Origin of the sequence: Phytohabitans maris (genome assembly GCF_031085175.1) — a bacterium.
Taxonomy (GTDB): Bacteria; Actinomycetota; Actinomycetes; order Mycobacteriales; family Micromonosporaceae; genus Phytohabitans; species Phytohabitans maris.
Genome location: NZ_JAVHUY010000004.1, coordinates 173,838 through 191,392, shown reverse-complemented (window position 1 = coordinate 191,392; position 17,555 = coordinate 173,838). Strand labels below are relative to the sequence as shown.

The following is a 17,555-nucleotide window of genomic DNA, read 5'->3' as shown; positions in this document are numbered from 1 at the left end:
CGGACGCGTATAACTGGCATGGACTACGTGGTGATCGGTGCCGGTCCGGCCGGCCTGCAGCTGGCGCACCTGCTCGACCGCGCCGGGCGGGACTACCTGGTGGTGGAGGCCGGTCCGACGCCCGGCACGTTCTACCGGACGTTTCCCCGGCACCGCCGGATGATCTCCATCAACAAGCCGCACACCGGGTGGAACGACCCGGAGAAGGACCTCCGCGTCGACTGGAACTCGCTGCTCTGCGACGACCCCGAGCTGCGGTTCACCCGCTACACCGGGCGGTACTTCCCGGACGCCGGCGACTACCTGCGCTACCTGGCCGACTTCGCGCGCGGGCTCGACGTCCGGTACGGCACGCGGGTCAGCCGGGTCCGCCGGGTCACCGGGGGCTTCGAGCTGACCTGCGACGGCGGCGACGTGCTGCGCGCCGCGCGGGTGGTGGTCGCGACCGGCTTCGGCGCGGAGAACGTCGTGCCGATCCCGGGCGTCGAGACCGCCGAGCGGTACGGGGACGTGCCGGTCGACCCGGCCGGCTTCACCGACCAGCGGGTCCTCATCGTCGGCAAGGGCAACTCGGCGTTCGAGACGGCCGACAACCTGACCGAGACGGCGGCGGTGATCCACGTGGCCGGGCCGCGCTCGATCCGGTTCGCCTGGCGCACCCACTTCATCGGGCACCTGCGCGCGGTCAACAACAACTTCCTCGACACGTACCAGCTCAAGACGCAGAACATGGTGCTGGACGGCGACATCCTGCGGATCGAGCGGCGGCCGGAGGACTACCTGGTCACGTTCGCGTACGCCCGGCGGAACAAGGTGGTCGACCTCGCCTACGACCGGGTGATCATGTGTACCGGCTTCCGGATGGACGCCTCCATCTTCGACGACGGCTGCCGCCCGGAGCTGACCATCGACGACCGCTTTCCCGCCCTGACCGCGCAGTGGGAGTCGGTCAACGTGCCCGGCCTCTACTTCGCCGGCACGCTCACCCAGTCACGCGACTTCAAGAGGTACACGAGCGCGTTCATCCACGGCTTCCGGTACGGCGTACGGGCCCTGTCGCGGATGCTGGACCAGAAGTACCACGGCGTCGACTGGCCGCATCGGACGGTGCGGCCGGCCGGGCTCGCCGGCGCGGTGCTCGACCGGATCAACCGGACCTCGGCGCTGTTCCAGCAGTTCGGCTTCCTCTGCGACGTCTTCACCGCGGACGGCCGGTACTACGAGGAGATGCCGCTGGACTACGTGCCCTTCCCCGACTGCTTCACGGTCAGCCTGGAGTACGGCACCGGCCACGACGCGATCGACCCGTTCGACGTGGAGGCCGGCCGGGCGTGGGAGGCGGACGAGAGCCACGACGACCGCTACCTGCATCCGGTGGTCCGGTGCCGCCGGGGCGGCGAGGTCGTCGCTACCCTGCGGCTGCCCGAGCAGATCTGCAACGACTGGACCGACGACAAGGTGTACCGGGAGCCGCTGCGGGAGTTCGTCGAGGCACACGCGTGACCGGCGGCCACCCGGGCCACCTGGCGAGCGAAGCCGGTAGAGCGCTCGCGCTGGTCAACCTGCGCGACGCCGAGACCGCCGCGCGGCAGCGGCTGGACCCGGTGTACTACGACTACTTCGCCGGCGGCGCCCAGGACGAGGTCACCGTGGCGGCCAACGAGGCCGCGTACCGCCGGCGCTCGCTGCTCCCCCGGGTGCTGCGCGGCTGCGGGCCGCCGCGACTGGAGACCACCCTGCTGGGGCAGGCCACGTCGATGCCGGTGCTGATGGCGCCGACCGCGTTCCACCGGCTGGCCTGGCCGGAGGCGGAGGTGGCGACCGCCCGGGCGGCGGCCGCCGCCGACGTCGTCATGATCGCCGCGATGCTCTCCACGGTGACGGTCGAGGAGATCGCCGCGACCGGCGCCGCGCTCTGGTTCCAGCTGTACATCCAGCCCGACCTGGCGTTCACCGAGTCGCTGGTACGGCGCGCGGAGGCGGCCGGCTGCCGGGCGCTGGTCGTCACGGTGGACTCGCCGGCGCTGGGGCGCAACGAGCGCGGCGACCGCAACGACTTCCACGACCTGCCGCCCGGTGTCTTCTGCGCCAACATGGGTGGCGCCGGCCACGTCCGGCAGGTCGTGCTCTCCCCGGAGATCTCCTGGTCGCATGTGGACTGGCTGCGCGGGATCACCACCCTGCCGATCCTGCTCAAGGGGGTGCTGCACCCCGCCGACGCGCGGCTCGCGGTGGAGCACGGGGTGGACGGCCTCGTCGTCTCCAACCACGGCGGCCGCCAGCTCGACACCACACCGGCCTCGCTGGACCGGCTGGAGCCGGTCGCCGAGGCGGTGGCCGGACGGGTACCGCTGCTGCTGGACGGCGGCGTGCGGCGCGGCACGGACGTCGCCAAGGCCCTGGCGCTGGGCGCGGCCGCGGTGGCGATCGGCCGCCCGGTCCTGTGGGGCCTGGCGATCGCCGGCGAGCCGGGCGTACGGCGGGTGCTCGACCTGCTGCGCACCGAGCTGGCCAACGCGCTGACCCTCCTCGGGGTCGCCGCGCCCGGCGACCTGACCAGAGAGCAGGTGGTGTCATGAAGGTGCTCGGGGCCGGCGTCGGCCGCACCGGCACGCTATCGCTGAAGGCCGCCCTCGAGCGGCTCGGCTTCGGGCCCTGCTTCCACGGCCGCCACGTGCTCGACCATCCCGACCGGCTGCCACTGTGGCTGGCCGCCGCGCAGGGCCGGCCGGTGGACTGGTCGGCGGTCCTGGCCGGGTACGCGTCCAGTGTGGACTGGCCGGGCGCGGCGTTCTGGCGCCCGCTGCTGGCGGCGTTCCCCACCGCGAAGGTGATCCTCACCGTGCGGGACGCCGAGGGCTGGTACGACAGCGTCGACCGGACGATCTACCGCATGTTCGGCTACGGCCCGGTGGACGGCCGGGTCACCGAGGCCCGCGACGTCGTGCCCGGGCTGGACGAGTTCACGGCCTTCCACCGGCGGATGATCTGGGACGGCTTCTTCGCGGGGCGGTTCGGCGACCGGGCGGCGGCGATCCGGGCGTACGAGGCGCACAACGCCGCGGTCCGCCACGAGGTGCCCGCCGGCCGGCTGCTGGTCATCCCACCGGGCGCCGGTTGGGAGCCCCTGTGCGCGTTTCTCGGCGTACCGGTACCCGACGAGCCCTACCCGCACCTCAACGACCCGGACCGCTTCTGGGCCCGGGTGGCCGCCCGGGTCAGCGAAAGCCGCGGGTGAGCCGCAGCCGGCCAGCGGGAGCCACGCCTCGGCCGGCCAGCGGAAGCCGGCGACGAGCGTCAGCCGAAGGCGGCGGCCAGCGGCGGCCCGGCCGAGCCGGCGAGCCGTACCTCGGCGACCTGGTCGAACGGCACGTCGAGGGCGACGCCCCACGAGCCACCGCCCGCCGACACCGGCACCGCCCCGATCGCGCGGCTGCGCCCGTCGCGGGTCACCAGGTGCACGTCGTACACACCGCCGGCCGCCGGGAGCGCCACCGTGAGGAACAGCCACGGCGGCGAGCCCCCGTAGCCGAACGCGCGCCCGCCCGCGGTGCCGTCCGCGGCGGCGAGCGCCCGCTCGGCCAGGGGGCGCTCCCGGCAGTGGTGGGCCTCCCGCCGGTCGTCGGCGGTGGCCCGCATCGTGGCGCCCGACCCGGCGACCGCGGCCAGCAGGACGGTCAGTGCCACCCGGGCCGCCCGCCCGGGCCACCAGCGGCGGCGGCGCGGCGGCGGGGCGAGCCGGCGCATCAGGGACGCCGCGAACCCGGCCGGCGGGGTGACCGCGGGCGCGAGGGTCAGCAGCTCGTCGGCCACATGGGACAGCGCGGCCAGCTCCCGCCGGCAGGCGGGACACCCGCCCAGGTGTGCGAAGACGCGGGCGCGCTCGTCACCGGCGGCCACCCCGGCCGCCACATCCGGCAGCAGCTCGCCGATCTCGGCGCAGCCGGATCGGTCATCCATCCGTCACTCCCAATGCCTGGCGCAGCCGGGCCAGGCCACGCCGGATCCGCGTCTTGGCCGTGCCGAGCGGGATCCCTTCCAGCTCCGCGATCTCTTTCGCCGTCCAACCGTAGGCCACGGCCAGCACGACCGGGCGCGCCTGGTCGGTCGGCAGCTCCCGCAGACCCGCGCGCAGCCACTCAGCCCCGTCGTACCCGGGGTCGTCCATCTCCTCGCGGAGCGCCACCAGCAACCGCTGCGGATCGACCGGGCGGTCGCGGCGCAGCCGGATCGCGTCCACGGCGAGGTTGCGGGTGATCGTCAACAGCCAGGTGACCACCCGCGCCCGCCGCGGGTCGTAGTCGCCCGCGTGCCGCCACGCCCGCATGAACGCGTCCTGCGCCACCTCCTCGGCCAGTCCCGGATCGCCGACGACGCTCAGCGCGAGCCCGAACACGCGCGCCTGGAACCGCCGGACGAAAGCCGCCATCGCGTCCGTGTCGCCCAGAGCCATCCCCACAATGAGCGACTCGTCGGAGAGAGCCACAGCGAAGGTCACGCATCGGACGATGATCTGGTTCGATGTAGCAGCGCCGTCTTGTCCGGTTTTCCACTGGCGCTCATTGGCACTTCTCGGATCACCGTGACGGTTCTGGGCACACTGTTGGCGCTCAACCGCCGGCCGACGAGATCGACAAGGGCCGCTCGGTCGGGCTCGTGCTCGCCCGCCGGCACCACGAACGCGTGGATCGCCTCGCCGGTCACCGGGTCCGGGGCGCCGACCACGTACGCCTGCGCGACGGCCGGATGCGTGGCGAGCACCCGTTCGATCGCACCGGCGTAACAGACCTCGGCGTTCACCATGATCACGTCGCGGGCGCGGCCGGTGAGGTGCAGCATCCCGCCGCCGTCGAGGTGGCCCAGGTCCCGGGTGCGCAGCCAGCCGTCGCGCAGCACCTCGGCGGTCCGCTCCGGGTCGTTCCAGTAGCCGGTCATCATGTGCGGGCTGCGCACCCACACCTCCCCGTCCCGGATCTCCACCCGTACCGCCGGCAGCGGCCGCCCCACCGACGCCTCGTGACCGGCGGCGACGTCCTCCGGGGTGAGCATCGCGATCACGCCCGCCTCGCCCTGCCCGTACCCCTGCCAGACGACCGGGCCGAGCCGGTCGACGGCCGCCCGCAGCAGGCCGGGGCTGGCCGGCGACCCGCCGAGCACGACGGCGCGCAGGCCGCTCAGGTCCGCCCCCTCCGCCAGCACCTGGTGGAGCCGGGCCGGCGGCATCATCGTGGCCGTGGGGCGGGTCCGCTCGACGGCCTCCGCCAACCCGAGGCCGTCCGGCAGGACCACCGTGCCGCCGACCACCAGGCACCGCCCGAGGTACGTGAACATCACCGGGCTGGCCAGGTTTTCCGCGACCAGGCACCGGTCGAAGCGGGCCATCAGCCCGGCCAGCGCCGGTGCCCAGGTGTCCGGCCGGTACGCGAGGCTGATCGCCGCGTACGTGTGCGCGCAGGCCTTGGGGAGCCCGGTGCTGCCGCTGGTGTACGTGAGCCGCGCGACGCCGTCCGGCCGGGCCAGCGCCGGCACCGGGGCCTCCGGGCCGGCGGCCAGCCGGTCGAGCTCCTCCTCCCCGACCAGCACGTCGACGTCCGCGCGGGCGTGGTCGCGCTGCTCCGGGCTCCACCCCGGCCGCATCGCCGCGACCCGGCAGCCGAGGGCGTGCGCGGCCAGGTGCGCCGCGTACGCCTCGGGCGTGGACGGCAGCGCCATCCCGACGCCGCTGCCCGGGCCGAGCCCGGCGGCGCGCAGGCCGGACACGCACCGGCCGACCAGCGCGAGCAGCTCGCCGCGGGTGACGACCCGGGTGCCGGCCTCGAACGCCGGCCGGTCCGGCGCGGCACGGAGCGCGGCCAGCACCGGACCGGGGAACACAGTGGACAATCCCGCCTCCCGCGAGTCAGGGCGCCGGGCCCGGTCCCGATGGTCGGGTCAGCGCCGGACCCGGGCTGGGCGGCGGCGCAGCAGCAGGACGGCGACGCCCAGGACGACGAGGCCGTCGACGACCAGCAGGGTCGCGCCGATCGGGTCGACGCCGTGCGCGTGCGCGGCCTCCTGCTCCGGCGCCGGGCCGGCCGGAGTGGCGCCGATCCCGAAGCGCCACGAGCCGGCCAGCTCGCCGCCGCCCGCCAGCTCGACGTGGTACGCGACGGTGAAGGTCCCCCGCCCCACGATCGCCACCGGCAGCCGCAGGCGGTCCGCGCCGACCGCGGCCAGCGGGCCCGCGCGCACCGGCGACCCCGAACCGTCCACAACGGACACGTGGGAGCGGCCGACGTCCGGGCGCTTCGACACCGCGAGCTCGACGGCGTCCGGCGGCACCGCGAGCGCGGTCCCCTCCGGCGGCGTCGCCGAGGTGACCGCTGGCCCGGCCGGGGCCAGGGCGAACAGCGCCGCCACGCCGGCCGCCGTCAGCGCCACGGCGGCCACGGCGAGGCGGTACCTCCGGGCCATCCGGTCAGGTCGTGCGCTCGTGGCCCGCGCAGGCGCACGCCACCGTGCGCCGCTCCGCCTCGTTCGGGCGCAGGTGCAGGTACATCGCGACGACCATCGGGATGAACACGACCGAGTTGTAGAACAGGTGCAGCTCGACCCGGGGTGCCACGAGCTGCACGATGCTCGTCGGGACCGTCCTGCCGAAGAGGAACTGCCCGGACTGGGCCTGGATGAACAGCAGGAGGTGCTCGATGTGGTGCCAGAACTGGAGCGCGAGCGCCACCGCCCACCAGGCCTTCGCCCGGCCCCGGAAGCCGGGCAGCAGCAGCCACAGCCCGGCGAGCATGACGAGGGCGTAGCCGTAGTGCAGCCACTCCTGGGTCACCAGCACGGGAAAGAACTGGCCCAGGACGCCGCGCGCCTCCGGGCGGGGCCGGCCCAGCACCCAGATCTGGTACGCCTGCACCAGGTGCTCGGCCCAGTGGGCGAGCACGATCAGCATGAACGTGTTGAGCGCCACCCGGTGGTATCGGCCGTTGAGCGAGGCGATGACGCCGCCTGGCGCCGGGACCGACGCGACAGTAGCCATGCCGGTAATACGAGTCGGGGCCCGCCGAGGGATTCGCGGTCCCGGCGCGGACCGGAGCCCGCGCCGGGCCGACCGGTCAGCGGCGGCGCTTGAAGACGTCCTTCGGGATGTACCCGGTCACGACCTGGGTGCGGTCGACGACCTCGGCGTTGTGGTAGTTCACCGCGATCGAGGCGAACGAGTAGGCCTTGGGGACGGTCAGGCCCTGGGTGGTGACCAGGAAGTCGACCGTCTTCTCGACCGCGATCCGCATCGCCCGGTCGAGGTCCCAGTGGATGCCCATCATGATCCAGTGGTCGTCGTTCTCGGCCCAGGGAAGCTCGGTCCGCACGTTCTTGACGAGCGTGATCCGGAACGTGCCGGCGAGCGAGTGCTCGACGGCGGTGCCGCTGACCTCGCCGTCGCCCTGGCAGCTGTGCGGGTCGCCGATGAAGATCTGCGCGCCGGGCTGGAACACCGGCAGGTAGAGCGTGGTGCCGGCGCAGAGGTCGCGGCAGTCCATGTTGCCGCCGAACTTGCCCGGCGGCGTCGAGTTCTGCACGCCGGTGGCGGGCGGCGGGGCGTCCTCCGTGTTGCCGATGAACTCGCCGGTCGGCGACGCCACCGCGATGATCCCCATGAACTTCTGGGTCGGGATCCGGATGCCGTCGGCGAAGAAGACGACCTCCTTCCCCTGGTACATGCCGACCCGGTACATGTGGGTGCGGACGTCGGGCCAGACGCCGGCCGGCAGGCCGGGCGGGATCTGCGCGGGGATGTCGAGTCCCACGTCCCCCTCGCGCCAGCCGGGGTAGAAGGTGGCCATGACGCCGCCGGTCGGCGCGGTGTTGTTGAACCCGTAGGGGACCCGGGTGTCGATGTCGAGGATGTCGATCGCGACGGTGTCGCCCGGCTCGGCGCCCCGGACGTAGATCGGGCCGGTCAGGACGTGCCCGCCGTACTGCCGGCCGGTGGCCTGGCGCTCGGGCAGGGTGTCCCAGAACGCCATCGCGTCCGGCAGCACCTCGTGCGGCCTGACGCCGAACGCGCCGAAGTAGTCGCGCGGGCTGATCGACGAGTTCGTCAGGCCCTGCTGGGAGAGGGTGTCGACCCGGACGGTCTGCCCCGAGCGCATGGTGACGCCGGGCTCCCAGCCGATCGGGAAGCCGCCCCAGTGCAGGTTGTCCGGTGTGGACTTGAGGTGGTGGTCCCACTTGGGACGCTTGGATCCGCCGCCTTTGCGGCCCGACGCCTGGGCCGGGGCGGCGATGCCGACCGCTCCGGCCGTACCGGCCGCGAACGTCGCGGCCAGCCCGGCGGCCAGCACGCCGCGCCGGCTGGCCGAGCTCCAGTGGTTCGTGGACACGCTCAACTCCCATCGCTGCAAGACGCGGCGGGGCCCGGACGTGGGCACCCGCGCGCGTCCCTTCCGATGATCAAGGGGTTGGTACACCGTGTCCGCGAGGTGTTTCGGGCACGTCACGATCCGGCAAATCCGCCGTGCCCCCAATCGAGAACCGCCCGGGGTCACCTGCCGATCGTCACGCTGGAGAAGTCGTAGTCGCCGTTGATCGGCACCTCCAGGCCGGACACGCCCGACCGGAACGCGGCCACGTACGCCACGCCGCAGACCGGGATCACCGGCGGGCCGGCCTCCAGCACCTTGGCGACGATCTCCTGGGTGGGCTTGGCGCGGGACGCCGGGTCGTCGGTCCGGCGCGACTCGGTGAGCAGCTCGCTCACGCCCGGCGTGCTGAAGTTGCCCGGGTTGTAGAGCCCGCCGGTGGTGTAGAAGTCGGCGATGAACTGGCTCGGGTCGGGGCGGCCGGCCTGCACCAGCGCGACCGTCGCGGCGAACTTCCCGGTCCGCCGGACGCTGGTCATCTGGGTGAACTCCACGACCGTGAGCTTCATCCGGATGCCCACCTTCTCCAGCTGCCCCTGGATGGCCTGGCCGAGCTGCTGGTACGAGGTGTTGGGGCCGACCAGCATCTCGAACTCGAACCCGTTCGGCAGCCCCGCCTCGGCCAGCAGCGCCTTCGCCTTCGCCTCGTCGTAGTACGAGTCCTTGTACTCCAGCGCCGGGTTGTAGGCCCAGAAGTTCTTCTGGTACGGCTGCACCGAGGGGACGCACGCGCCGGCGTACAGGCTGTCGCTGATCGCCTTGCGGTCGATCGCGTACGAGATCGCCTGGCGCACCTTCGGGTTGCCGAACTCGGACTGCTTGGTGTTGAGCAGGATGCCGTTGAACGTCGTGTTGGGGCCGGTGATGATGGTCAGCCCGGCGCTCTTCGCCTCGGCGATCTGGGCCGGCGTGATCGTCGTACCGTCGGACTGGCCGGACCGCAGCGCGCGCAGGCGGGTGCTCTCGTCGCTGTACACGGTCATGTCGATGCCGCCGTTCTTGACGGCGCCCTTGTTCCAGTAGCCCTCCCAGGGGCGGAGGCTGAGCTTGCCGTCCGCGATGCCGGCCAGCTTGTACGGCCCGGTGCCGGCCGGGTTGGCCTTGAGGTCGTCGCTGGCCAGCTTGGCCGGGCTGATCATCATGCCGGCCTCGCCGGCGAGGGTGTTGACGAGGTGGCCGCCGGGCACCGAGAGGTTGAGCCGCACCCGGGTCGGGCTGACCACGTCCACCGAGCTCACCGCGGAGAGCGCGCCGACCAGCACGCTCGGCGGCTGCTTGGCGGCCTCGATGTTGGCCTTCACCGCGCCGGCGTCGAACGGCGTGCCGTCCTGGAACGTGACGCCGGTGCGGAGCGTGAACTCGAGCGCCTTGGCGTCCGGCGTGAACGTCCACTCGGTGGCCAGGCCCGGCTTCAGGTCGCCGTTCGGCATGCGCCGCACGAGGGAGTCGTAGAAGTTGTTGAGGAAGATCGGGTCCAGCGGCCCGGACCGGCGGGGGTCGAGCGAGGTCGGGTTGCCCGGGATGCCGTACTTGAAGATCGCCGTCTGGTCGGCCCCGGCGCCGGCCGGGGTGTCGCCGCCGGACGTACCGCCGCACCCGGCGACCAGCCCGATGGCGAGGGTCGCGGCGGCCCGGCGGAGAGTCTTCGTCGCCACGGAGCGCACCTCCGTTCTGTGTCGTACGCCTTCTGTTCCGTGGGGGTCGTGTCCATGCGGGTTGGGTCCGCGCGCGTGAGGTCACCGCGCACCGTGCCGCGGCCGCCGGGTGGGTTCGGCGGCGTCTTCAGCGCTCTCGAAGGTGTCCGATATTTGAAAAGAGGATTTCACTATTGTTACAGGGGATCGTGCACCGCTTGCGCTCGGCGCGTCAAGAGGTGAGCCGGTGCCGTTCGGCGCGACTTTCCACGAGCCTCGATGATCATTGCGGTGCGTCTCCGGCGGCGGCGATAATGGATCATGCTTGTCGAGCTGGCCTACGGCAGTGCCGGACTGGTGGTCGAACTGCCCGACCGGCGCACCACCGTCATCACCCCGCACGCGCGGCCGGCAGCCGCCGACGAGCGGGCGGAGCTGCGCCGGGCGTTGCGGCACCCGGTCGCCGGACCGCCGCTGCGGGAACGGGTGCGGCGCGGCCAGACGGTGGCGATCTCCGCCTGCGACGGCACCCGGCCGCGGTCGCCGCCCACCGCCCGGACGCCACCGTCTGCGTCCTCCCCGAAGGCCCCCAGACGATCCCGTACGTCGCACGCCGTTGACAGGGTGACCGCGGGCGCTTCGGGCTTCCTCGCCGCCGCGGCCACCCCGCCGAAACCGTTAGTCCGGGCCCGGCGCGGGTACGCGTAGGTCATGAACATCGCCATCATCGGTGCCGGACATGTCGGCGGCACCCTCGCCAAACATCTCACCGAGGCCGGCCACAACGTGGCCATCGCCAACTCGCGGGGGCCGGACACGCTGCGGCGGATGGAGAGCCAGCTCGGCGACCACGGCCGCGCGGTCACCGCCGAGCAGGCGGCCGCGTTCGGGGACGTGGTCTTCGTGTCGGTCCCGTTCGGCCACTACACCGAGCTGCCGGTGGCCGGGACGGCCGGCAAGACCGTGGTCGACACCAGCAACTACGACCCCGACCGGGACGGCCACATCGCCGACCTCGACGACGACCGCACCACCTCCAGCGAGCTGCTGCAACGGCATCTGCCCCAGGCCACGGTGGTCAAGGCGTTCAACACGATGCGCTGGGACCACCTGCGCGACTACGGGCGTACCGGCGGTTCCCTCACCCGGTACGGCATGCCGGTCTCCGGCGACGACGCGCACGCCAAGCGCGAGGTCGAGGACCTGGTGGAACAGTTGGGCTTCGCGCCGGTGGACGCCGGCGACCTGGCCCACGGCGGCCGCCGCCAGCAGCCCGGCTCGCCGGTGTTCACCGCGGACCTGACCGCGGACGACATGCACGCCCGCCTCGACCCGGAGGTGTCGGCGCCGACCTCGCAGGACTGGACCGACGCCGCCGCGCGGGCCCGTACCTCCGACGACCCGCGCGCCCGGACGCCGCGCGACCCGAGCGGGATCCCGACCACGGGTACGACGCCGGGACGGCAACGGTAGCCCGCGGCGCTCAGCGGTCGATCTCGCCGGAGGTGTCCTCCTGGTAGGCGGCGCCGCCGCGGGTCTCCTGGGTCAGCGGCTTGGCGCCACCGGCGGGCGGGCCGGCCGCCGCCTGCCCGCCCGCCGCCAGGTGCGGGAACTTGAGGTCGAAGGCCGGGCGCTCGGAGCGGATCCGGGGCATCCGGTCGAAGTTGCGCAGCGGTGGCGGGCAGCTCGTGGCCCACTCGAGGGAGTTGCCGTACCCCCACGGGTCGTCCGCGGTCACCACCTCGCCGGCCCGGTACGAGCGCCACAGGTTGTAGACGAACGGCAGCGAGGACGCGCCGAGCACGAACGAGCCGATCGTGGAGACCGTGTTGAGCGTGGTGAAGCCGTCGGTGGGCAGGTAGTCGGCGTACCGGCGGGGGAAGCCCTCGGCGCCGAGCCAGTGCTGCACCAGGAACGTGGTGTGGAACCCGATGAACGTCAGCCAGAAGTGCACCCGGCCGAGCCGCTCGTCCATCATCCGTCCAGTGATCTTGGGAAACCAGAAGTACACGCCGGCGTACACCGCGAAGACGATCGTGCCGAAGAGCACGTAGTGGAAGTGGGCCACGACGAAGTACGTGTCGGTGACGTGGAAGTCGACCGGCGGCGAGGCGAGCAGCACCCCGGAGAGGCCGCCGAGCAGGAAGGTCAGCAGGAACCCGATCGCGAAGAGCATCGGCGTCTCGAACGTGATCTGCCCCCGCCACATGGTCCCGATCCAGTTGAAGAACTTGATGCCGGTCGGCACCGCGATCAGGAAGCTCAGGAAGCTGAAGAACGGCAGCAGCACCTGGCCGGTGGCGAACATGTGGTGCGCCCACACGCTCATCGACAGCAGCGTGATCGCGATCGTCGCCGCGACCAGCCCCTTGTAGCCGAAGATCGGCCGGCGGGCGAAGACCGGGATGACCTCGCTGATGATGCCGAAGAACGGCAGCGCGACGATGTACACCTCGGGGTGCCCGAAGAACCAGAACAGGTGCTGCCACAGCAGCGCCCCGCCGCTCGTCGCGTCGTAGACGTGCGCGCCCAGCATGCGGTCCGCGAGCAGCGCCAGCAGCGTGGCGGCCAGCAGCGGAAACACCATGAGCACCATGACGCTGGTGAGCAGGATGTTCCAGGTGAGGATCGGCATCCGGAACGGGGTCATGCCCGGCGCCCGGAGCGTGAGGATCGTGGTGATGATGTTGACCGCGCCGAGGATCGTGCCGAGCCCGGAGAGCACCAGCCCGATGATCCACATGTTGCCGCCCACGCCCGGCGAATGGACCTCGGTCGACAGCGGCGCGTAGCCGGTCCAGCCGAAGTCGGCGGCCCCGCCCGGCGTGATGAAGCCGGCCAGGACGAGCGTGCCGCCGAACGCGAACAGCCAGTAGGCCAGCGCGTTGAGCCGGGGGAAGGCCACGTCCGGCGCGCCGATCTGGATCGGGACCACGAAGTTGGCGAACGCGAACACGATCGGCGTCGCGAACAGCAGCAGCATGATCGTGCCGTGGATGGTGAAGAACTGGTTGTACTGCTCCGGGGAGAGGAACTGCATGCCCGGCCGGGCCAGCTCGGCCCGCATCAGCAGCGCCAGCAGGCCGCCGACCGCGAAGAACGCGAACGCGGTGACCCCGTACATGACGCCGATGTGCTTCGCGTCCGTCGAGCGGAGCGTACGGCCCAGGAAGGAGCCGCGGACCTCCTCCCGTACCGGCCACGGGCGGGCCACCATCGGGCTCGGACGCGGCTCGATCCTCGTCACGCAAACCACCCCCGGCACATCCGCTCCGCTACGGCGATGCGGCATTCCCCGGGCTTCGCGGTCCAAACACCGCGGCGGTGGCGTTATCCCCGGCCGTCATCCCCGGCCATCGAGGATCTCCGCCTTGAGGCGCTCGTACTCGGCGGCGGAGATCGCGCCGGACCGGTGCAGCGCGGCCAGCCGCTCCAGCCGCTCGAGCCGGTCCTGCCCGCCCGCGGGTGCGCCGCCGTCACCGCGCAGGCCGGCGCCGAGCATGGCGGCGATCTGGTCGGCCTCGGCGGCGGTGGCGGGGCGCCCGTTGACGAAGACCGGCCCGGCGACGCCGACGTCGGGGCGGGGCTGCTGCCCCTCCGGCGCCGGCCAGACCGGGGCGGGGGTGGGTGAGTTGAGCGACTCGGCGAGCCGGGCGGCCCGCTCGGCGGCGGCCTGGCTGCCGGTCGGGACCAGGTCCCACCGGATCTTGAACCGGGCCGGCTCCGAGCGGGACGCCACGATCGGCAGGACCTGGCCCGGCCACGGCCACTTGGCCATCTTCACCAGGTAGGTCCCCTGGACGACGAACGCGGGCACGCCCGGCACGGTCACCACCAGATGCATGCCGCACGCCGCCGAACCCTGGCCGTCCGGCGCCCCGGTGGCGGACACCACGCGGGCCGAGCCCTCGACCGGATCCGAGATCCGCTTGAACCGATCGAACAGACCCATGGCCCATCCCTTCCCGTACCTCCGGCCACGCCACTGTACGACCGCCTCACAACGCCGCCCCTGGCTCCGCTGCGGTTATAACCAGTTGCTAAACTTCGCAACTCGTGAAGTCAGGAAGGGTGTAGGCGTGGGGCTGGTCAGGAGGATCCGCGAGCGGGGGCGGGTGGCGCAGCCCGCGACGCCCCGTCCGGAGCCGTTGCCGGCCGCCGCCGGGCTGGCCGGGTCGGTGCAGGTACGCCACGTCGACGCGGGCTCGTGCAACGGCTGCGAGATCGAGGTGGGCCAGGCGTTCGGCCCGGTGTACGACGCCGAGCGCCACGGCGTGCGGCTGGTCGCCTCGCCCCGCCACGCGGACGTGCTGACGGTGACCGGCCCGGTGACGGTCAACATGGCCGGGCCGCTGCGGACCACGTACGAGGCGATGCCCCGGCCGCGGATGGTGGTGGCGGTGGGCGACTGCGCCCGCGACTGCGGCATGTTCGCCGGCGGCCCCGGCGTGCTCGGGCCGGTCGGCGACGTCGTACCCGTGGATGTGCTGGTGCCCGGCTGCCCGCCGGAGCCGGCGGCGATCGTGGCCGCGCTGCGCGGCGTGTCCGGCCGGTGAACCCGGTCCCGACCGGGTTGGCCGCCGCGGGCGTGCTGGCCGCGACCGGCGCGGCCGTGGCCCTGGTGCTGCCGGCGCGGTGGCGGTCGGCTGCGGTCGGCGTCGCCACCGCCGGGGTCGGCGCGGCCGGCGCGGCGGCCGGCGTCGCGGCGGTCTCCGGCCACGGCTGGCGCGCGGAGTACCCCGACGTGCTGCCGCTGGCCGGGGTCAGCCTCGCGGTGGACCCGCTCGCCGGCTGGTTCCTGCTGCTGACCGGCGCGGTCGCGGTGGTGGTCGGCGTCTACGCCATCGGGTACGCCGGGCGGGGCGGGCACGGCCCCGGCGCGCGCGGGCCACTCGCCCTGCTGCCGGTCTTCGTGGCCGCCATGCTGCTGGTGCCGGCCGCCGCCGACGTACCGACGTTCCTGCTCGCCTGGGAGCTGACCGCGGTCACCTCGCTGCTGCTGGTCCTCGTCGAGCACCGGCACGGCCCGGCGGTGCTGCCGGCCGGACTCTGGTACGCGGTGATGACGCAGGCCGGCTTCGTCACCATCCTGATCGGCCTGGTGTGGCTGGCCGCGGCGGCCGGCGACCCGTCGTTCGCGGCGATCCAGGACGCCGCGGGAGGCCTGTCCGGGCCGGTCCGCGGCGGGGTGTTCGTGCTCTGCGTGGCCGGGTTCGCCGCGAAGGCGGGCGCGGTACCGCTGCACCCGTGGCTGCCCCGTGCCCACGCCGAGGCGCCGGCGCACGTGTCGGCGTTGATGAGCGCCGCCATGGTCAAGCTCGGCGTGTACGGCATCGTGCGGCTCGGCTTCGACCTGCTCGGCGGCGGGCCGCGGTGGTGGTGGCTGGCGCTCGGCGCGGTGGGCATGCTCTCCGCCCTGTACGGCATCCTGCAGGCGGCGGTCGCCACCGACCTCAAGAAGCTGCTGGCGTTCTCCACGAGCGAGAACGTCGGCCTGATCCTGCTCGGCCTGGCCGCCGCGGGACTGCTGGCCAGCGCCGGGCAGCCGGCCGTGGCCGCCGTGGCGCTGGCCGCCGCGCTGCTGCACGCCGCCAACCACGCCGGGTTCAAGGCGTTGCTGTTCTGCGGCGCCGGCTCGGTGCTGCGCGGCACCGGGGTCCGCGACCTGGACCGGCTCGGCGGCCTGTCCCGGCGGATGCCGGCCACCACCGCGCTGGTCTGCGTCGGCGCGCTCGGCGCGGCCGCACTGCCGCTCGGCAACGGGTTCGTCTCCGAGTGGCTGCTGCTGCAGGCGCTGCTGCACCAGGCGACCGACGCCGGTACACTGTGGACGGTCGTGGCGCCGGTGGCGGTGGCGGTGGTCGCGCTGACCGCCGGGGTCGGCGTGGCGACGTTCGTCAAGGTGGTCGGGACCGGCTTCCTGGCCCGGCCGCGCGGCGAGGAGGCGGCGGCCGCGCGCGAGTCCCCGCCGTCGATGGTGGCCGGCATGGTCCTGGCCGCCGCGGCCTGCTGCGCGCTGGCGGTGCTGCCCGCGCTCGCCGGACCGGCGCTGGACCGGGTCACCGCCGGGCTCCGGGCCGGGCCCCGACCGTTCGAGGGCGGCGCCGTCGACCTGCGCCTGGCCGGCGTCGGCTCCACGATCGCTCCACTGTGGATAGCGGCCGGCGTGGTGGGGCTGGCGGTCGCGACCGCGGTGATGGCGCGCCTGGCCGGCCGGCCCCGGCGGCGGGCGGCCGCGTGGGACTGCGGGGACGGGCCGCTGACCGCCCGGATGGAGTACACCGCGACCTCGTTCGCCGAGCCGCTGCAGCGGGTCTTCGACGACGTACTCGCGCCGGAGCAGGACGTCGACGTGACCCCGGCCGCCGAGTCGGCGTACCTGGTCCGTTCGGTGCAGTACCGGCGGCGGCTCCCGGACCGGATCGAGGCCCGGCTGTACCGGCCGCTGATCGCCGCGGTCGAGGTGGCCGGCCGGGCCGCCCGCGGCCTCGCCACCGGCAGCGTGCACCGGTACCTGGCCTACATGCTCGCCGCCCTGATCCTCGTCCTGTTCGCCGCGGCGGTGCGGTGATGGCCGCGTACGCCGTCGCCGCCGGGCAGGCCGTCCTGGTCGCGGCCCTCGCACCGTGGCTGCTCGGATGGATGCGCGCGGTGCGGGCCCGGCTGGAGGGGCGCGCCGGCGGGCGGTTCGGGCAGCCGTGGCGGGACCTGCGCAAGCAGCTGCGCAAGGAGCCGATCACCCCGGCCGACGCGGGCGTGTTCTTCGTGGCGGCGCCACCGGTCCTGATGGCCACCAGCCTGCTGATCGCCGGCGCCGCCCCGTACGTCTCCACCCGCGGCCCGCTCTCCGGCGTCGCCGACCTGGTCGTGGTGGTCGGGCTGCTGCTGCTCGGCACGGTCGCGCTCGCGCTGGCCGGGCTGGACACCGGCACCGCGTTCGGCGGCATGGGGGCCAGCCGCGAGATGACCATCGCCGCGCTGGTCGAGCCGACGCTGCTGCTGGCCGTCTTCGCGCTCTCCACCCGGGTCGGTTCGACCGACCTCGCCGCGATCGTCGCCGCCGGCGCCGCCGACCCGGCCCGGGTGATCAGCCCGGTGGGCGCGCTCGCCGCCGCCGCGCTGGCCGTCGCCGTGCTCGCCGAGTCCGGCCGGCTGCCGGTGGACAACCCGAGCACCCACCTGGAGCTGACCATGGTGCACGAGGCCATGGTGCTCGAGTACGCCGGCCGCGACCTGGCACTCGTCGAGTGGGCCGCGGCGATGCGGCTCAGCATCCTGCTCGGCCTGCTGGCCACCCTCTTCCTGCCCTGGGGCGTGGCGACCAGCCTGCACCCGGCCGCGCTCGCCGGCGCCACCGCGCTGTTCGCGGTGAAGGTCTTCGCGCTCGGCGGGCTGCTCGCCGCCGGTGAGGTGTTCCTGGCCAAGGTGCGCCTGTTCCGGGTCCCGGAGCTGCTGGCCGGCTCCTTCGTCCTGGGCCTGCTGGCGGTCCTCACCGCCAGCGTGCTGGCGTGAC

Annotated in this window: 17 protein-coding genes; 8 read left to right on the top strand and 9 right to left on the bottom strand. The window is 73.6% G+C overall.

Annotated elements, in window-relative coordinates; all coding sequences use genetic code 11:
• Positions 1-18: 18 nt before the first annotated feature.
• Genes RB614_RS05840 through RB614_RS05830 form a run of 3 tightly spaced genes read left to right on the top strand, consistent with a single transcriptional unit; the run spans position 19 to position 3,238 of the window.
• Positions 19-1,503, top strand: coding sequence for an NAD(P)-binding domain-containing protein (locus RB614_RS05840; RefSeq protein WP_308711317.1), 1,485 nt, complete (start codon positions 19-21; stop codon positions 1,501-1,503).
• Positions 1,500-2,579, top strand: coding sequence for an alpha-hydroxy acid oxidase (locus tag RB614_RS05835; RefSeq protein ID WP_308711316.1), 1,080 nt, complete (start codon positions 1,500-1,502; stop codon positions 2,577-2,579). The genes RB614_RS05840 and RB614_RS05835 overlap by 4 nt, the downstream gene beginning before the upstream one ends.
• Positions 2,576-3,238, top strand: coding sequence for a sulfotransferase family protein (locus tag RB614_RS05830; protein ID WP_308711315.1), 663 nt, complete (start codon positions 2,576-2,578; stop codon positions 3,236-3,238). Before RB614_RS05835 ends, RB614_RS05830 begins: the two co-directional genes overlap by 4 nt.
• Positions 3,239-3,297: 59 nt before the next feature.
• On the opposite strand, the gene RB614_RS05825 is transcribed toward RB614_RS05830, so the two are convergent.
• The 7 genes from RB614_RS05825 to RB614_RS05795 all read right to left on the bottom strand — a co-directional run bounded on the left by RB614_RS05825 (position 3,298) and on the right by RB614_RS05795 (position 10,063).
• On the bottom strand, positions 3,298-3,960 hold the full coding sequence (locus RB614_RS05825) for a zf-HC2 domain-containing protein (RefSeq protein WP_308711314.1): 663 nt from the start codon (positions 3,958-3,960) through the stop codon (positions 3,298-3,300).
• The gene (locus RB614_RS05820; protein WP_308711313.1) at positions 3,953-4,498 is read right to left on the bottom strand and encodes an RNA polymerase sigma factor; all 546 of its coding nucleotides are present in this window, start codon (positions 4,496-4,498) and stop codon (positions 3,953-3,955) included. Before RB614_RS05820 ends, RB614_RS05825 begins: the two co-directional genes overlap by 8 nt.
• Entirely contained in the window at positions 4,495-5,874 is a 1,380-nt protein-coding gene (locus RB614_RS05815; RefSeq protein WP_308711410.1) for a class I adenylate-forming enzyme family protein, read from the bottom strand. Before RB614_RS05815 ends, RB614_RS05820 begins: the two co-directional genes overlap by 4 nt.
• Positions 5,875-5,931: 57 nt before the next feature.
• Positions 5,932-6,453 (bottom strand): copper resistance protein CopC, encoded by a 522-nt coding sequence (locus tag RB614_RS05810; protein ID WP_308711312.1) that lies wholly within the window; start codon positions 6,451-6,453, stop codon positions 5,932-5,934.
• Between the two features lie 4 nt (positions 6,454-6,457).
• Complete coding sequence (locus RB614_RS05805; RefSeq protein WP_308711311.1) at positions 6,458-7,024, bottom strand: hypothetical protein; 567 nt, start codon at positions 7,022-7,024, stop codon at positions 6,458-6,460.
• A 76-nt stretch (positions 7,025-7,100) separates the two neighbouring features.
• Positions 7,101-8,369: an acetamidase/formamidase family protein gene (locus tag RB614_RS05800; RefSeq protein WP_308711310.1), complete on the bottom strand. Its 1,269-nt coding sequence runs from the start codon at positions 8,367-8,369 to the stop codon at positions 7,101-7,103.
• Between the two features lie 161 nt (positions 8,370-8,530).
• Positions 8,531-10,063, bottom strand: a complete 1,533-nt coding sequence (locus tag RB614_RS05795) for an ABC transporter substrate-binding protein (protein WP_308711309.1) — start codon at positions 10,061-10,063, stop codon at positions 8,531-8,533.
• A gap of 300 nt (positions 10,064-10,363) precedes the next feature.
• On the opposite strand from RB614_RS05795, the gene RB614_RS05790 reads away from it, so the two are divergent.
• Entirely contained in the window at positions 10,364-10,750 is a 387-nt protein-coding gene (locus RB614_RS05790) for a lactate racemase domain-containing protein (RefSeq protein WP_308711308.1), read from the top strand.
• 3 nt (positions 10,751-10,753) lie between these two features.
• A complete protein-coding gene (locus RB614_RS05785; protein ID WP_308711307.1) occupies positions 10,754-11,515 on the top strand; it encodes an NADPH-dependent F420 reductase in 762 nt (253 codons plus the stop codon).
• A gap of 10 nt (positions 11,516-11,525) precedes the next feature.
• Here RB614_RS05785 and ctaD read toward each other — a convergent pair whose 3' ends face one another.
• Positions 11,526-13,259: an aa3-type cytochrome oxidase subunit I gene (gene ctaD, locus RB614_RS05780; RefSeq protein ID WP_428982929.1), complete on the bottom strand. Its 1,734-nt coding sequence runs from the start codon at positions 13,257-13,259 to the stop codon at positions 11,526-11,528.
• Positions 13,260-13,385: 126 nt separating this feature from the next.
• Positions 13,386-13,994 (bottom strand): SHOCT domain-containing protein, encoded by a 609-nt coding sequence (locus RB614_RS05775; RefSeq protein ID WP_308711305.1) that lies wholly within the window; start codon positions 13,992-13,994, stop codon positions 13,386-13,388.
• Between the two features lie 127 nt (positions 13,995-14,121).
• On the opposite strand from RB614_RS05775, the gene RB614_RS05770 reads away from it, so the two are divergent.
• The 3 genes from RB614_RS05770 to RB614_RS05760 are packed head-to-tail and all read left to right on the top strand — an operon-like array spanning position 14,122 to position 17,554.
• Entirely contained in the window at positions 14,122-14,598 is a 477-nt protein-coding gene (locus RB614_RS05770) for an NADH-quinone oxidoreductase subunit B family protein (protein ID WP_308711304.1), read from the top strand.
• Positions 14,595-16,613 (top strand): proton-conducting transporter transmembrane domain-containing protein, encoded by a 2,019-nt coding sequence (locus RB614_RS05765; RefSeq protein ID WP_308711303.1) that lies wholly within the window; start codon positions 14,595-14,597, stop codon positions 16,611-16,613. The genes RB614_RS05770 and RB614_RS05765 overlap by 4 nt, the downstream gene beginning before the upstream one ends.
• Positions 16,613-17,554, top strand: a complete 942-nt coding sequence (locus RB614_RS05760; RefSeq protein WP_308711302.1) for a respiratory chain complex I subunit 1 family protein — start codon at positions 16,613-16,615, stop codon at positions 17,552-17,554. The genes RB614_RS05765 and RB614_RS05760 overlap by 1 nt, the downstream gene beginning before the upstream one ends.
• The last annotated feature ends 1 nt before the right edge of the window (position 17,555 follow it).

Excerpts from the sequence above, each read along its gene's own strand:
- RB614_RS05825 (WP_308711314.1), bottom strand. The coding sequence starts at position 3,960 with ATGGATGACCGATCCGGCTGCGCCGAGATCGGCGAGCTGCTGCCGGAT.
- RB614_RS05760 (WP_308711302.1), top strand. The coding sequence starts at position 16,613 with ATGGCCGCGTACGCCGTCGCCGCCGGGCAGGCCGTCCTGGTCGCGGCC.
- RB614_RS05785 (WP_308711307.1), top strand. The coding sequence starts at position 10,754 with ATGAACATCGCCATCATCGGTGCCGGACATGTCGGCGGCACCCTCGCC.
- RB614_RS05775 (WP_308711305.1), bottom strand. The coding sequence starts at position 13,994 with ATGGGTCTGTTCGATCGGTTCAAGCGGATCTCGGATCCGGTCGAGGGC.
- RB614_RS05830 (WP_308711315.1), top strand. The coding sequence starts at position 2,576 with ATGAAGGTGCTCGGGGCCGGCGTCGGCCGCACCGGCACGCTATCGCTG.
- ctaD (WP_428982929.1), bottom strand. The coding sequence starts at position 13,259 with ATGGTGGCCCGCCCGTGGCCGGTACGGGAGGAGGTCCGCGGCTCCTTC.
- RB614_RS05790 (WP_308711308.1), top strand. The coding sequence starts at position 10,364 with ATGCTTGTCGAGCTGGCCTACGGCAGTGCCGGACTGGTGGTCGAACTG.
- RB614_RS05810 (WP_308711312.1), bottom strand. The coding sequence starts at position 6,453 with ATGGCCCGGAGGTACCGCCTCGCCGTGGCCGCCGTGGCGCTGACGGCG.
- RB614_RS05805 (WP_308711311.1), bottom strand. The coding sequence starts at position 7,024 with ATGGCTACTGTCGCGTCGGTCCCGGCGCCAGGCGGCGTCATCGCCTCG.
- RB614_RS05840 (WP_308711317.1), top strand. The coding sequence starts at position 19 with ATGGACTACGTGGTGATCGGTGCCGGTCCGGCCGGCCTGCAGCTGGCG.